This is a genomic window from Streptococcus sp. zg-86, assembly GCF_017639855.1.
In the GTDB taxonomy this organism is placed as follows: domain Bacteria; phylum Bacillota; class Bacilli; order Lactobacillales; family Streptococcaceae; genus Streptococcus; species Streptococcus zhangguiae.
The window spans coordinates 1,725,289-1,740,000 of the sequence record NZ_CP072115.1 but is presented as its reverse complement, the minus strand read 5'-3'; the positions used below and the strand labels follow the sequence as shown (position 1 = coordinate 1,740,000).

Genomic DNA, 14,712 nt, shown 5'->3' with positions numbered 1-14,712 from the left:
TTGGACTCGAAGATGAATCATGGAAGTCCGAAGGAAGTCGCTGATGTCCGAAAGCACATGAGGATGGTGGCAAGAAAAAGACTCTTTCTTCAAGCTGGTATTTTATTTTTAATAAGATTTTTGTTTTTATAATTTGAAGCTTAGGAATCAATAGTCGGAATGGTGACTATTGACTGTTGACTGTTGATTTATGTCATTTGAGTCGTTCTAATACGGATATGGTTGCCTGTCATTTGCTGAAAGTATAGAACCGTATTTAAATACTCTATTTCCTAGCATGGTGCTTTTCCTCTTTTTTTGTTATAATCGGATTATGATAAGTTTAGAAGATAGAGTAAGGGTTTTGCCTGGTGTAGGTGAGAAGTCGGCCGCAAAATTGCAACAGTTAGGATTGGTGACAGTAGAGGATGTACTGTGTTATTATCCTTTTCGTTATGATGATTTTGCTGCTAGATCTGTATTGGAATTAGAGGAGGGAGAAAAAGCCTTGATTTCTGGTATCGTAATGACGCCTCCTACTGTACAATACTATGGTTTTAAGCGCAATAAGCTGCGTTTTTCACTGAAACAGGGCGAGGTAGTTATTGCGGTTTCCTTTTTTAATCAGCCGTATTTAGCTGATCGAATTGAAGTAGGACAAGATCTTGCTGTCTGGGGAAAATGGGATAAGGCAAAGGTAGCTGTAACAGGGATGAAGTTAGTTGCACAGCGGGAAGATGAATTGCAGCCGATTTACCATGTTATACAGGGGGTTTCACAGACTAGTATTGTCAAATTAGTGAAAGCGGCATTTGATAAGGGCTATGATCACCTATTGAAGGAGAACATTCCAACTTCTCTTTTAGAACGTTATCGTTTAGTAGAGCGAAAACAGGCAGTACGGGCTATGCATTTTCCAAAAGATATAGCAGAATACAAGCAGGCCTTGCGTCGTATTAAGTTTGAAGAATTGTTTTATTTTCAACTGCGTTTGCAACAGCTAAAGGTAGCGAATAAGGTCATGGCAGATGGCGTTTCGATTGCCTATAAGCCTCTTGAAGTAGAAGAAAAAATAGCTTCCTTGCCATTTAACTTAACAGAAGCTCAAGAAAAAGCAGTACATGAAATTTTAAGGGACATGCAGTCTACTGGCCATATGAATCGTCTCTTACAGGGGGATGTTGGCTCTGGAAAAACAGTTGTTGCAGCTTTAGCTATGTATGCTGCCTATACAGCTGGTATGCAGGCAGCAATGATGGTTCCGACTGAAATTTTGGCGGAACAGCATTTTGAAAGTTTGACCCAATTGTTTCCAGATTTGTCGATTGCACTATTAACAGGTGGCATGCGAGCAGCACCACGTAGAGCAGCGTTAGCAGCAATTGAGTCAGGAGAAGTGGACATGATTGTAGGAACGCATGCCTTGATTCAGGATGGGGTCCATTATCATCACCTAGGCCTTGTCGTAACAGATGAGCAACATCGGTTTGGGGTGCATCAACGTCGTTTATTGCGTGAAAAAGGAGGGAATCCAGATGTGCTGATGATGACGGCAACACCGATTCCCAGAACGCTTGCAATTACCTCTTTTGGCGATATGGATGTATCGATTATCAATCAGCTTCCTGCAGGGCGTAAGCCAATTGTGACTCGATGGGTGAAGCATGAGCAATTTCCTGTTGTACTGGACTGGTTGGAAAAAGAATTACTCAAGGGGGCACAGGTTTATGTCATTTCGCCTCTTATTGAAGAATCAGAAGCACTGGATTTAAAAAATGCAATTGCCTTGGAAGAGGAATTGACTGCTCATTTTAAAGAAAAGACAAGCGTTGCCTTACTACATGGTCAGATGAAAAATGACGAGAAAGAGGCCATTATTCAGGCCTTTAAAGCAGGGCACACTGATATTCTAGTTTCCACAACTGTCATTGAAGTGGGAGTGAATGTGCCAAATGCGACGGTTATGGTCATCATGGATGCAGACCGATTTGGATTAAGCCAGTTACACCAATTACGAGGGCGAGTTGGTCGTGGTGAAAAGCAATCGTATGCAATATTAGTTGCCAATCCTAAAACAGATTCCGGTAAGGATCGCATGCGAATCATGACAGAGACGACAGATGGTTTTGTCTTGGCAGAGGAAGATTTAAAAATGCGAGGATCAGGTGAAATTTTTGGAACACGTCAATCGGGATTACCAGAGTTTCAAGTAGCAAACATTATAGAAGATTATGCGATTTTAGAAGAGGCAAGACGCATAGCCGAACAGATTGTCTCAGACTCCGATTGGGAAACTCAGCCAGAATGGCAGGTCTTGTTGCCATACTTAGCAAAGGAAGAACGATTAGATTAAAACGAGATTGGAAATAAGGCTAGCAAGTGATTCCTTGCTAGCTTTTCTAATAGAGTATCGATTTATTACTGTTTTACAAACTAGACAGTCCTCGCTTCTAGGTTTTGAGTTTGGGTATCGACTGTTCACTGGACTGCTGATAGATAGGTCAAACTGTTCAAACGATAAATGTACGGAGGTCGAGCAAAAAGTCAGTTTTATACTCGTCAAAAATCAAAGTCTGACGTTGTTAACTCACCTTGCTTCAACAGTCCAGCGGACTGTTGAAGGTTGGAAATAGGGATTATGAAATAATCCTCGGCTAACATTAGTCCGGTGGACTGTTGAAGGTTGGAAATAAGGATTATGTAATAATCCTCCAGAATGTAGACAAACCTCACAATTCAGAAAAACATTACAACAATATTTAAATTTCTGTAGTTTCAAGGTTAGAAAATTTGCGAGCGTAGCGAGCACAATACCGCACCTCCGCCGTGCTAAAAGTGGGAGTGAGACAGAAGTCGTGATTTCGTTGAAATCGATTATCCTCGCTCCTTTGTTTCTGGGCTCGGGCTAAAATAATCCACTGGATTATTTTACTCCGAAGGAAGTCGCTGATGTCTGAAAGCACATAAGGATGGTGGCAATAAAAAGACTTTTTCTTCAAGCTGAAGGATTATGTCATAATCCTCAGCTAACATCAGTCCGAACTAGTGGTTTAGTGGAGACGAGCTGCGCTCGTTCTATTTCCAGCCTTCCACAATTCTCAATTGTGGAAGCTAGTCAGATTTTGATTTTTATAGAGTATTAGAAAGATGAGTACATTAAAAAACGCATAAAATCAATTTTTTGGAGAAGTTGATTTTATGCGTTTTTACTGGTTTGAAGAGTTTTTCATCAACCCTGTTAAGGTTTTAGCCCTCCATATATTCTCTTAGTTGTTCTCCTTGTAGGCCGGCGTTTAGTGCAATGAGGAGCTTCAATCTAGCTTTGGGAGCGTTTAGTTCTTTGACAAAGAAGATTCCTTTTTGATGGAGATCCACTCCACCTCCGTCATAGGCATAGACTGGTTCTGCAATTCCGTTGAAACACCGTGAAACAAGGGCAATCGGAATTCCTGCTTCTAGGAAATCAGTTAGTTTGTCCGCTACTTCTTTGGGAAGATTACCCGCACCAAATGCCTCAATGATTAAGCCGTCCAGGTTTTGGGAATCTAATATATCGAGCAATTCGGTCTTCATCCCAGCATAGGTTGGAATGATGGGAACGAGGCCTGAAATCTGTTCTAGGTCGAAACGAACGCGGGGTTCAGCATTTTTAAAGTAGAGAATTTCATGTTTCATCACAAGTCCTAACGGTCCATGAGTTGGTGTTTGGAAGGTACCAACGTTGGTCGTGTGGGTCTTTGTAACATATTTTGCAGCATGAATTTCATCATTCATGACGACGAGAACACCCTTATCTTTTGCTTTGTCATGACTGGCTACTCGAAGGGCATTGAGGTAGTTATAGACGCCGTCGCTTCCTAGTTCATTAGATGAACGCATGGCTCCTGTTAAGACGACAGGAATAGCAGGTAATTCCATTGTATCTAAAAAATAAGCTGTTTCTTCTAGCGTATCTGTTCCATGAGTGATGACAACTCCGTCATACTGAGTAGCTTTCTCTTTGATTGTTTGATAAAGAGTGAGCATGTGCTCAGGTGTCATATATGGGCTAGGGAGATTAAAGATGTCTAGTGCTGTGACATGGATACCATTGAGAGGGACAGAAACATGATTCATCGGATTTTCATGATTGGTTGTCACCTTACCTTCCATATCTGCCTGCATAGAGATAGTACCGCCTGTGTGTAAGACAAGAATATTTTTCATAAACTTTCAGATTCTTTCCAATTGTGGTATACTAATTGTAACATAAAATGCAGAAAAGTAGGTGAGATGTTGAAGATTAAGGCAGTATTTTTTGATATAGATGGAACCTTATTGACAGACAATCGTACGGTCAGTCCTTCGACAATCTCAGCTATCAATCAGCTACGTAGACAAGGGATCTTAGTTGGACTAGCAACTGGTAGGGGGCCACGTTTTGTACTCCAATATATGGCTTCTTTGAGTTTAGATTTTGCAATCACCTACAATGGTCAGTACATTTTGTCGCGCGAAAAAGTGTTATTTATGCAGGAGCTACCCAAAGAAGATATGCCAGCCTTGATTGAATATGCTAGACAATCTAAAAAGGATCTTTCTTTTGGGACAGCGTTTGGTGTTGCAGGAAGTCGGATTATGAGTTTCGGTGGAGGAAATCTAGCTTATCGACTAACACGGATGGTTCCTGCTTCCTGGGCTGGATTTGTTAATTTTATTTTTAACCGATTCATTCGCAAAGTCAATCCCCAAAATGAAGAGCAACTACGGATTATTTCAGAACGTTCTATTTATCAGATGATGTTGTTAGCAACAGAAAGGGAGACTAGACGGCTAGCACCGCAGTTTCCGAGATTAGATTTTACCCGTTCAAGCCCTTATGCGGTGGATATTATTTCAAAGGGAAATTCCAAATTAGTAGGGATTGAGCGTATTGGTGCCCAGTACCAATTTAGTCTTGATGAAGTCGTTGTGTTTGGAGATTCAAACAATGACTTGGAAATGCTGGCTGGCATTCCACATTCTGTTGCCATGAAAAACGGAACAAAAAAAGCTCGTCAGGCGGCCTTTTATATTACAGATAGTAATAATCACGATGGTATTTTTAAGGCCTTAGTGCATTTTGGTCTCGTAGAAGGAGCTTCATATGTTTCAGAGTAAGGATAGCCAGTTTAATGCAGTCAAGGACTTTCATGCGAAAATGGATGGAAGAACGCAAGAGTTCCCGCTTGCCTATGAGCCTCAGTCGGCACTGTATCGTGCAGATTTCAAATTAGAAGAAATTGTTGAATTTTTGTATGCTACTGCAAGGAATAATGAAGAGTTTGATGAGATGACTCAGAAACTTCACAGAGCCTTGGATAAGGCGGCGAAAAAGTCGAAACAGAATGAAAGAACAGCTGATCCCTTGTTAGGACAAGTAGATGCTTTACTTGATTTGTTGTATTTTACCTATGGTTCCTTTGTGTTAATGGGAGTTGATCCAGAACCGATTTTTGACATTGTACATCAAGCGAACATGGGAAAAATTTTTCCAGATGGCAAGGCACATTTTGATCCGATTACTCATAAAATTTTAAAACCAGAGAATTGGGCAGAAAAGTATGCGCCAGAGCCTGCCATTCAAGAAGAATTGGTCAGACAATCTAAGGTTCATCAGAGGTAGGAAGATAAAAACTAAGCACCCGTTTTCACGGGTGCTTATACTTTATTAAGATTACATTGTCTTATCCTTATCTCGCACAATGAGTAAATCAATCGTCGTGTGGCGTAGGATGTACTCTGATGAAGAGCCAATGAGGAGACGTTCAAAGGTATTGAGCCCCGTTGCCCCTAAGAGCATTAAATCAGCACCAGTTTCCTCTGGAATATCATGGGCAAGTAGTGTTTTAGGATTACCAAATTCAATCACAATTTGAACTTCTGAAAGTCCAGCTTGTAGCGCCTGTTCTTGATAGTCCTTGAGGAGGGTCTGAGCTTCTTGCTCAAGAGTTTCGTAAATTGCTGCATCAAAAGCTGCAATATTGTGAAGTGCGCGAGTGTCAATGACATGGGCAATAATCAGTCGTGCTTGGTTGCGTTTTGCAACGTGAATGGCCTTGTGTAGAGCTAATTCAGCTTCTGTTGAACCGTCTACAGCAACTAAAATAGTATGATAAGATTGTGTCATAGAGCTTCACTCCTTTCTTACATATATATTATAAGCTATTTTTTGGAAAAAGTGAAGTAATTCTTGTTATTTTGTAGGATTTAAGCTAAAATAATACCATTAGAAAGTCGAGGTAATCTTGATGAGACAGTTTAATAAATCAATGAAATTAGATGATGTCGCTTATGATATTCGTGGACCGGTATTAGAAGAAGCGATGCGTATGCGAGCAAATGGTGAGCAAATTTTGCGTTTAAACACAGGAAATCCTGCTGAATTTGGTTTTACTGCGCCAGATGAGGTGATTCATGATTTGATTCACAATGCGCGTAAGTCAGAAGGCTATTCTAATAGTAAGGGGATTTTTTCTGCTCGCAAGGCGATTATGCAGTATTGTCAGTTGAAGAATTTTCCAAATGTAGATATTGAAGATATTTATTTAGGAAATGGAGTTAGTGAATTAATTGTTATGTCCATGCAGGGGCTATTGGACAATGGTGATGAGGTCTTGGTACCGATGCCAGATTATCCTCTTTGGACAGCAGCAGTTAGCTTGGCAGGTGGAAATGCAGTTCATTATGTCTGTGATGAGGCAGCAGACTGGTATCCTGATTTGGAAGATATGGAAGCTAAAATTACCTCGCGGACCAAGGCGATTGTCTTAATCAATCCCAATAACCCGACAGGTGCCCTCTATCCAAAAGAAATCCTTGAAGGAATTGTTGATATTGCGCGTCGCCATGAGTTGATTATCTTCTCGGATGAAATTTATGACCGTATGGTTTTTGATGGAGCAGTGCACATTCCCATTGCAACCTTGGCGCCAGATTTATTTGTCGTGACCATGAACGGTTTGTCCAAATCCCACCGGATCTGTGGTTTTCGGGTCGGTTGGATGGTTCTATCAGGACCAAAACGACATGTAAAAGGCTATATCGAAGGCCTCAATATGCTATCGAATATGCGACTTTGTTCAAATGTCTTGGCCCAGCAGGTTGTGCAAACGTCCCTTGGTGGCTATCAGTCTGTTGATAAGCTCTTGATGCCAGGAGGTCGTTTGTATGAGCAACGGGAATTTATCACGAAAGCAATTAGTGATATTCCTGGCTTATCTGCAGTGAAGCCTAAGGCTGGTCTTTATATCTTTCCTAAAATTGATCGCGAAATGTACCGGATTGAAGACGATGAGCAGTTTGTCTTGGACTTCTTGAAGCAGGAGAAGGTTCTCCTCGTTCATGGACGAGGCTTTAACTGGAAGGAACCAGATCATTTCCGCATTGTTTACCTTCCAAGAGTAGATGAATTAGCAGAAATTCAAGAAAAAATGACACGTTTCTTGCGACAATATCGTCGGTAGAAGGCAATCATTCGTTTTATCTTGTTTGAGTGTCATTCTATCAGGTTTTGCTAGGAAAAGTTACTGACTAGACAGTTATTTTACAAAAACGTTACAAATCTAACGCTGAGTGAATTTATATGAAACGGAGGTTGGGGAGTTTTCCAGCCTCATTTTTCTTATCAGACTGCATATGGAAGCTAAATTGTAGTGGATTTTAAAACAATACGTAATTTTCTGATAATTATTGAAATTACCTGCTGTTTTTGATATAATGAAAGCAATTACAGAATAAAGAGGATTGTATGACTACATTATTAGAAAAGACGCGAGACATTACGTCTATTTTGAAGCGTTCAGAAGAGCAACTGTCAGAGGAATTGCCTTATAATGCTATTGCAGAGCACCTTTCAGAGATTATTGATTGCAATGCCTGTATTATCAATAGTGAGGGAGAAGTCCTAGGTTATTATATGAAGTATAAAACCAATAATGACCGGGTAGAAGAATTCTTTTTAACCAAGCAATTTCCAGATGGTTATGTAAAAGGGGTAGCGCAGGTTTATGATACACAAGTTAATCTCCCTGCAGATAGTGAATTGACAGCTATTCCAGTAGAATCACGTTCTATGTACCCTAATAGTTTGACGACCATTGCCCCAATCCATGTGACAGGGATTCGTTTTGGAACCTTGATTATTTGGCGTCACGATGAACAATTTGACGAAGAGGATTTGATCTTGGTTGAGATAGCAGCAACAGTAGTTGGGATTCAGCTTTTGAATTTCCAACGAGAAGAAGACGAGAAGAATATTCGTCGTCGTGCTGCGGTTAATATGGCGGTCAATACCTTGTCCTATTCAGAAATGAAGGCAGTTTCAGCGATTCTAGGTGAATTGAATGGTGACGAGGGGCAATTGACAGCTTCTGTCATCGCAGATCGTATTGGGATTACGCGCTCGGTGATTGTCAATGCATTGCGTAAATTAGAGAGTGCAGGAATTATTGAAAGTCGTTCCTTGGGTATGAAGGGGACATACTTGAAAGTCTTAATTCCAGCTATCTTTGATGAAATTAAGAAACGAGATTATTAACATGACGAAGGCTCTCATTTCGATTGATTATACGGTCGATTTTGTGGCAGATGAAGGAAAATTAACAGCTGGAGTTCCAGCTCAAGCCATTTCTTCTACTATCTATGATGTAACCAAGCAGGCGTTTGACCGCGGGGATTATATTTTTTTTGCAATCGATTTGCATGAAGAGGGTGATACTTTTCATCCAGAAAGCCGACTTTTTCCTCCACACAATCTCAAAGGAACAAGTGGCCGCCATTTGTATGGTCCCTTAGCTGATTTTTATGCAGAATACCAAGATGATGCGCGGGTTTTTTGGATGGACAAGCGCCATTATTCAGCCTTTTCGGGAACGGATTTAGATATTCGTTTGCGGGAAAGACAGGTTGATACGGTGATATTGACAGGTGTCTTGACAGATATTTGTGTGCTTCATACAGCTATTGATGCCTATAATCTTGGTTACAAGATTGAAATTGTATCCTCGGCAGTTGCTAGTCTGAATGAAGAGCAACATCAATTTGCTTTGAGACATATGGAACAGGTTTTAGGAGCAACTATATTGTAGTAACACAGAGGCTAGGTCTTGGCGCCTGGTCTTTTTTGAGTGTTGAGGGCTTTAGAAAATGACTGTTGAAACTCTAGACAAATCAACATCTGATTAGTCAACGAATATGCAGGTAGTTGAAATCGAAACTGGATTCAGCTCCAGGCTTTCTCAGTATAGTGGATTGAGAACTGAACACGGACTACAACTCACTGACAAAAAGAGACGCAGATGTTCCAGCTTTAGCTGGTTACAGCAGAGGCTCCCTTTAGGGATAAGTCTTCCTAGCTCCAAAGGTATAGTATACCTTTGGAGGTGAGTGATAGGAGTTTGCAGAGCAAACTCTCCTTTGGCTCTTCGTCAGACTTCCTATTTTCACTTTGTGCTTTCTTTATACGCCCTCATATCTTATGAAACTGAACACGGGCTAAGCACTGTGTGAAAAAGATAAGTCTTCCTAGAGTTTGCTGACTCTTCGTCAGACTTCCTATTTTCACTTTGTGCTTTCTTTATACGCCCTCATATCTTATGAAACTGAACACGGGCTAAGCACTGTGTGAAAAAGATAAGTCTTCCTAGAGTCTGCTGGCTCTTCGTCAGACTTTCTATTTTCACTTTGTGCTTTATACGCCCTCGTATCTTGCGGAACTGAACACGGGCTAAAAGCTCGGAAAAAAGATAAATGCTCCTAGAAGCTTCCGCTTCTTCGTCGTATTTCCTATTTTTCATTCGCTTTTTTAACGCCCTCGTATCTTATGAATAGGACACGGCAAGGAACTGCAGATGGAACTGACATACTCCATAATCCCTATTTCCAACCTTCAACAGTCTACTGGACTATTGAAGCAAAGCGACTTATACTCGTCAAAAATCAAAGTCTGACGTCGTTAACTCACCTTGCTGAACTTCAGTTCTAGCTACGATTTCGTTGCCTAGTCAGATTTTGATTTTTATAGAGTATAACGATGTCCTAATCTTTATTCAATTCACTATAGAATCATTAAAAACAGATTAAGGTAATGGTTGATTGACAAGTATGAGATGACAATTTATTGAGGAAGAGACTAGATTTATGGTAAAATAAGAGGAATACTATTCGTGGAAAATCAAAATGAAGGGTATTGTTTTACTGATTTTTGGTTTTCTTAGAGAATGAGTAAGAAAGGATTCGATGATGAAAATTACAGAAGAAGAAGTTCGTCACGTGGCTAACCTGTCCAAACTAGCTTTTAGTGCGGAAGAAACGGCAGCTTTTGCAACGACCTTGAGTAAAATTGTGGATATGGTCGAGTTGCTAAATGAAGTAGATACAACAGGGGTTCCTGTAACGACAACCATGGCAGAACAAAAAAATGTGATGCGGGAAGATGTTGCCCAAAAAGGAGAGGATAGACAAGAACTCTTCAAGAACGTCCCTGAATCTCAAGATCATTTTATTAAAGTTCCAGCTATTTTAGACGGGGGAGGAGATGCCTAATGAGTTTTAATCACTATTCAATTGATGAGTTGCATAACCTTCTTGTCAAGAAAGAACTATCCGTTCTTGAGTTGACCAAGGCAACCTTGGAGGATATTAAAGAGCGTGAAGAAGCGGTTGGCAGTTTTATTACGATTGCAGAAGAAGAGGCCTTGGCACAAGCTGCTAAAATTGATGAAAAAGGAATTGATGAAGCCAACGTCATGGCGGGGATTCCGCTAGCTGTGAAAGATAATATCTCTACCAAGGGAATTTTGACAACAGCGGCTTCAAAGATGCTCTATAATTATGAGCCAATATTTGATGCAACATCTGTTGCCAATGCGTATGAAAAAGATATGGTGGTCATCGGAAAGACAAACATGGATGAATTTGCCATGGGTGGTTCGACCGAAACTTCCTATTTTAAAAAGACTAAGAATGCTTGGGATCAGACCAAGGTTCCAGGTGGCTCATCTGGGGGTTCTGCAACAGCAGTAGCTTCTGGTCAGGTGCGCCTATCACTCGGTTCTGATACAGGAGGTTCGATTCGCCAACCAGCAGCTTTTAATGGGGTGGTCGGAATGAAGCCAACCTATGGAACGGTTTCTCGTTTTGGATTGATTGCTTTTGGTAGTTCCCTGGATCAGATTGGTCCCTTTTCACAAACCGTAACAGAGAATGCTCAATTGCTCAATGTCATTGCAGGCCATGATGTGAAAGATGCGACATCTGCTCAATCTGGGGTAGCAGATTATGCTAGCAAGATTGGTCAAGACATCAAGGGCATGAAAATTGCACTGCCGAAAGAATATATTGGCGAAGGAATTGATCCACAAATCAAAGAGTGTATCTTACAGGCCGCAAAACAGTTAGAGAACCTAGGTGCTATCATTGAAGAAGTCAGCCTACCTCATAGTAAGTATGGTGTAGCGGTTTATTATATTATTGCTTCGTCTGAAGCAAGCTCAAACCTGCAACGTTTTGATGGAATTCGTTATGGATTCCGTGCAGAAGATGCGACAAATTTGGATGAGATTTATGTCCATACGCGGAGCCAAGGTTTTGGTGAAGAAGTAAAACGCCGCATTATGCTGGGAACTTTCAGCTTATCTTCTGGTTATTATGATGCTTACTACAAGAAAGCTGGTCAGGTCCGCAGCTTGATTATCCAAGATTTTGAGAAGGTCTTTGCAGAATATGATTTGATTTTAGGCCCAACAGCTCCAACGGTAGCTTATGGTCTTGGTACAATGAATCAGGATCCTGTTGCTATGTACTTGGCGGATCTTTTGACTATTCCAGTCAATTTGGCAGGGCTACCGGGTATTTCGATTCCTGCTGGCTTTGTAGAAGGATTGCCAGTCGGTTTGCAATTGATTGGACCTAAACATAGTGAGGAAACGATTTATCAAGTGGCAGCAGCCTTTGAAGCAACAACCGATTATCATAAGCAACAACCTGTTATTTTTGGAGGTGAGAAATAATGAACTTTGAAACCATTATTGGACTTGAAGTCCATGTTGAATTGAATACCAATTCAAAGATTTTCTCTCCGTCATCTGCACATTTTGGAGAGGATCCCAATGCCAATACCAATGTGATTGACTGGTCCTTCCCTGGTGTTCTACCTGTCTTAAATAAAGGCGTAGTAGAAGCAGGTATCAAAGCGGCGTTAGCTTTAAACATGGCTATTCATAAACAGATGCACTTTGACCGCAAGAATTATTTCTATCCAGATAATCCTAAGGCCTATCAAATTTCTCAATTTGATGAACCAATTGGGTACAATGGTTGGATTGAGATTGAACTAGAGGACGGATCGACCAAGAAAATCCGTATTGAACGGGCACATTTGGAAGAAGATGCGGGGAAAAACACTCACGGGACAGATGGTTATTCCTATGTTGATTTGAACCGTCAGGGTGTGCCCTTGATTGAGATCGTTTCAGAAGCGGATATGCGCAGTCCCGGAGAAGCCTATGCCTACTTAACAGCTCTGAAGGAAATTATCCAGTATACTGGTATCTCAGATGTTAAGATGGAAGAAGGCTCCATGCGTGTCGATGCCAATATCTCTCTTCGTCCGTATGGTCAAGAGGCTTTTGGTACCAAGACTGAGTTGAAAAATTTGAACTCCTTTAACTATGTCAAAAAAGGATTGCAACATGAAGTGGAGCGCCAAGCAAAAATCTTGCGTTCTGGTGGTCAAATTCAGCAGGAAACCCGTCGCTATGATGAAGCAACTGGGGAAACCATTCTCATGCGGGTCAAAGAAGGTTCAGCGGATTACCGTTATTTCCCAGAACCAGACTTACCATTATATGAAATTGAAGATAGTTGGATTGCCGAAGTTGCGACAAGTTTACCTAAGTTTCCGAAGGAACGTCGAGCAGATTATATGGAGCGATTGGGCTTGTCAAGTTATGATGCAAGCCAATTGACGGCTACCAAGATTTTGTCTGATTTCTTTGAAGCAGCAGTAGCCCTTGGTGGTGATGCCAAACTTGTTTCTAACTGGTTGCAAGGTGAGGTAGCTCAATTCTTGAATGCAGAACAAAAGAGCTTATCAGAGATTGCCTTAACTCCTGAAAATTTGGTTGAAATGATTAGCTTGATTGCAGATGGTACGATTTCATCCAAGATTGCTAAGAAAGTCTTTGTTCATTTGGCGAAAAATGGTGGTTCTGCGCGTGAATATGTGGAAAAAGCTGGTTTGGTACAGATTTCAGACTCAGCAGTCTTGATTCCAATTATTCATCAAGTCTTTGCAGATAATGAAGCAGCGGTGGCAGACTTCAAGTCTGGAAAACGCAATGCGGACAAGGCCTTTACTGGTTTCTTGATGAAAGCAACTAAAGGACAAGCCAATCCGCAAGTGGCTCAACAACTCTTAGCCCAAGAGTTGCAGAAACTATTAGAACAATAAACAGCATTCAAAAACGAGCCAAGTGGCTCGTCAGATTGAAGAAAAAGTCCATTTTGGGCAATTTTCTTCAATCTTTTTTCTTTTACTTGAGAAATAAAAAACTCTTAATAATACCGCTATATCAGCATTTTTAAGAGTTTCTGTTATATGGTAGTCAACCTCAAAAATAAAAATCTTTCTATTCCTAATAGGGTTTGTCTACGTTTTGAATATTACAAACTACTATCTCTCAAGGTTAATTGGGTACCCAGTTTAACCATGCGGGGGTGGTAGTTATTTGGTTTTTTAAGCATAGCATCTACTAGCTCTACAGCTTGAATGCCCATTTCCTCGGTAAAAACGGTGATACTAGATAGGGCAGGATAGACTTGTTTAGCAATGGGTGTATCGTTAAAGGTAATGACTTGAACTCGGTTAGGCACAGCGATTTGAGCTTCTTGTAAGGCGCGGAGGGCACCGACAGCAAGATTATCATTTGCAATGAAAAAGGCCGTTGGCAACTCTTCTTTTAAGGTCTCAATCGCTTCTTTCATGAGCTGGTAACCAGACTGACTAGTAAATGGACCTGTAAAAACAAATCGTTCGTGATATAAATCACAATCAGCTAGGTATTGTTTGAATGTTCGTAGTCTAGGATCTAACAGGATCATTTCCTTATCGTAGGTTTCTTCTTGACCTGCAATCATACCGATTTCCGTAATTCCTTGTTCAAGATAATGATCGAGAACTTGAATGACAGAGCGATTGAAATCTGTTGTCACGCAAGAAAACCCCTCTGCCAAGGTATCAAAATCGACAAATACCAGTTGTTTGTGAAGACTGGCTAATTCTTTCATTTGCTGTTGACTAAATTTCCCAATGGCAATCAGAGCATCTACTTCCTTCAAGAGAGGGGAGTTACTATCGTGGAAACAACGAACGATATCGTATCCTAATTCAAGTGCGCGTTGTTCTAGGCTAATCCGAATAGAATAGTAATAGAGATCATCCAATTCCTTGCTTTCTGTATACCATTGCAGGATACCAATTTTTTGTGGGACACCTTCAATTAGCTGTTTGGTTAAGTGCTTAGTGTAGCCCAGCTGCTTGGCAATTGTAAACACTTTTTGTCTGGTATCAGGGCTAACTGATAGACTCGTATCTTCTTTCAAAACGCGTGAAACAGTCGTAGTTGATAAATTTGTTTTTTGAGCAATATCTTTTAATGTAACCATAATCCTTCTCCTCAGTTCTTTTCTATTATATCATGATTTAGTAAAATT

The 14,712-nt window shown here is 40.7% G+C and carries 10 protein-coding genes and 1 pseudogene; 8 read left to right on the top strand and 3 right to left on the bottom strand.

Going from position 1 to position 14,712, the window contains the following annotated elements; translation table 11 throughout:
• Positions 1-313 precede the first annotated feature (313 nt).
• A complete protein-coding gene (gene recG / locus J5M87_RS08135; protein WP_154608396.1) occupies positions 314-2,332 on the top strand; it encodes an ATP-dependent DNA helicase RecG in 2,019 nt (672 codons plus the stop codon).
• Positions 2,333-3,225: 893 nt separating this feature from the next.
• Here the strand turns inward: recG and J5M87_RS08130 are convergent.
• Positions 3,226-4,185, bottom strand: a complete 960-nt coding sequence (locus tag J5M87_RS08130) for an asparaginase (RefSeq protein ID WP_154608395.1) — start codon at positions 4,183-4,185, stop codon at positions 3,226-3,228.
• A gap of 69 nt (positions 4,186-4,254) precedes the next feature.
• Here J5M87_RS08130 and J5M87_RS08125 point away from each other — a divergent pair.
• Positions 4,255-5,623, top strand: a pseudogene (locus J5M87_RS08125) (HAD-IIB family hydrolase).
• 51 nt (positions 5,624-5,674) lie between these two features.
• On the opposite strand, the gene J5M87_RS08120 reads toward J5M87_RS08125, so the two are convergent.
• Complete coding sequence (locus tag J5M87_RS08120) at positions 5,675-6,127, bottom strand: universal stress protein (RefSeq protein ID WP_154608393.1); 453 nt, start codon at positions 6,125-6,127, stop codon at positions 5,675-5,677.
• A gap of 121 nt (positions 6,128-6,248) precedes the next feature.
• Between J5M87_RS08120 and J5M87_RS08115 the strand changes: the two genes are divergently transcribed.
• The 6 genes from J5M87_RS08115 (at position 6,249) to gatB (ending at position 13,450) form a co-directional block, all read left to right on the top strand.
• The gene (locus J5M87_RS08115; RefSeq protein ID WP_154608392.1) at positions 6,249-7,463 is read left to right on the top strand and encodes a pyridoxal phosphate-dependent aminotransferase; all 1,215 of its coding nucleotides are present in this window, start codon (positions 6,249-6,251) and stop codon (positions 7,461-7,463) included.
• A gap of 284 nt (positions 7,464-7,747) precedes the next feature.
• The gene (codY, locus tag J5M87_RS08110; protein WP_154608391.1) at positions 7,748-8,536 is read left to right on the top strand and encodes a GTP-sensing pleiotropic transcriptional regulator CodY; all 789 of its coding nucleotides are present in this window, start codon (positions 7,748-7,750) and stop codon (positions 8,534-8,536) included.
• A gap of 1 nt (position 8,537) precedes the next feature.
• Complete coding sequence (locus J5M87_RS08105; protein WP_154608390.1) at positions 8,538-9,086, top strand: cysteine hydrolase family protein; 549 nt, start codon at positions 8,538-8,540, stop codon at positions 9,084-9,086.
• Positions 9,087-10,239: 1,153 nt separating this feature from the next.
• Positions 10,240-10,542, top strand: a complete 303-nt coding sequence (gene gatC / locus J5M87_RS08100) for an Asp-tRNA(Asn)/Glu-tRNA(Gln) amidotransferase subunit GatC (RefSeq protein WP_154608408.1) — start codon at positions 10,240-10,242, stop codon at positions 10,540-10,542.
• Positions 10,542-12,008 (top strand): Asp-tRNA(Asn)/Glu-tRNA(Gln) amidotransferase subunit GatA, encoded by a 1,467-nt coding sequence (gene gatA, locus J5M87_RS08095; protein ID WP_154608389.1) that lies wholly within the window; start codon positions 10,542-10,544, stop codon positions 12,006-12,008. The genes gatC and gatA overlap by 1 nt, the downstream gene beginning before the upstream one ends.
• On the top strand, positions 12,008-13,450 hold the full coding sequence (gene gatB, locus J5M87_RS08090; RefSeq protein WP_154608388.1) for an Asp-tRNA(Asn)/Glu-tRNA(Gln) amidotransferase subunit GatB: 1,443 nt from the start codon (positions 12,008-12,010) through the stop codon (positions 13,448-13,450). The genes gatA and gatB overlap by 1 nt, the downstream gene beginning before the upstream one ends.
• A gap of 212 nt (positions 13,451-13,662) precedes the next feature.
• Here the strand turns inward: gatB and J5M87_RS08085 are convergent, their stop codons facing one another.
• Positions 13,663-14,664: a LacI family DNA-binding transcriptional regulator gene (locus J5M87_RS08085; RefSeq protein ID WP_154608387.1), complete on the bottom strand. Its 1,002-nt coding sequence runs from the start codon at positions 14,662-14,664 to the stop codon at positions 13,663-13,665.
• Positions 14,665-14,712: the final 48 nt, after the last annotated feature.

Coding starts and splice junctions, on each gene's coding strand:
- J5M87_RS08120 (WP_154608393.1), bottom strand. CDS start 6,127: ATGACACAATCTTATCATACTATTTTAGTTGCTGTAGACGGTTCAACA.
- gatB (WP_154608388.1), top strand. CDS start 12,008: ATGAACTTTGAAACCATTATTGGACTTGAAGTCCATGTTGAATTGAAT.
- J5M87_RS08105 (WP_154608390.1), top strand. CDS start 8,538: ATGACGAAGGCTCTCATTTCGATTGATTATACGGTCGATTTTGTGGCA.
- J5M87_RS08085 (WP_154608387.1), bottom strand. CDS start 14,664: ATGGTTACATTAAAAGATATTGCTCAAAAAACAAATTTATCAACTACG.
- recG (WP_154608396.1), top strand. CDS start 314: ATGATAAGTTTAGAAGATAGAGTAAGGGTTTTGCCTGGTGTAGGTGAG.
- J5M87_RS08130 (WP_154608395.1), bottom strand. CDS start 4,185: ATGAAAAATATTCTTGTCTTACACACAGGCGGTACTATCTCTATGCAG.
- J5M87_RS08115 (WP_154608392.1), top strand. CDS start 6,249: ATGAGACAGTTTAATAAATCAATGAAATTAGATGATGTCGCTTATGAT.
- codY (WP_154608391.1), top strand. CDS start 7,748: ATGACTACATTATTAGAAAAGACGCGAGACATTACGTCTATTTTGAAG.
- gatC (WP_154608408.1), top strand. CDS start 10,240: ATGAAAATTACAGAAGAAGAAGTTCGTCACGTGGCTAACCTGTCCAAA.
- gatA (WP_154608389.1), top strand. CDS start 10,542: ATGAGTTTTAATCACTATTCAATTGATGAGTTGCATAACCTTCTTGTC.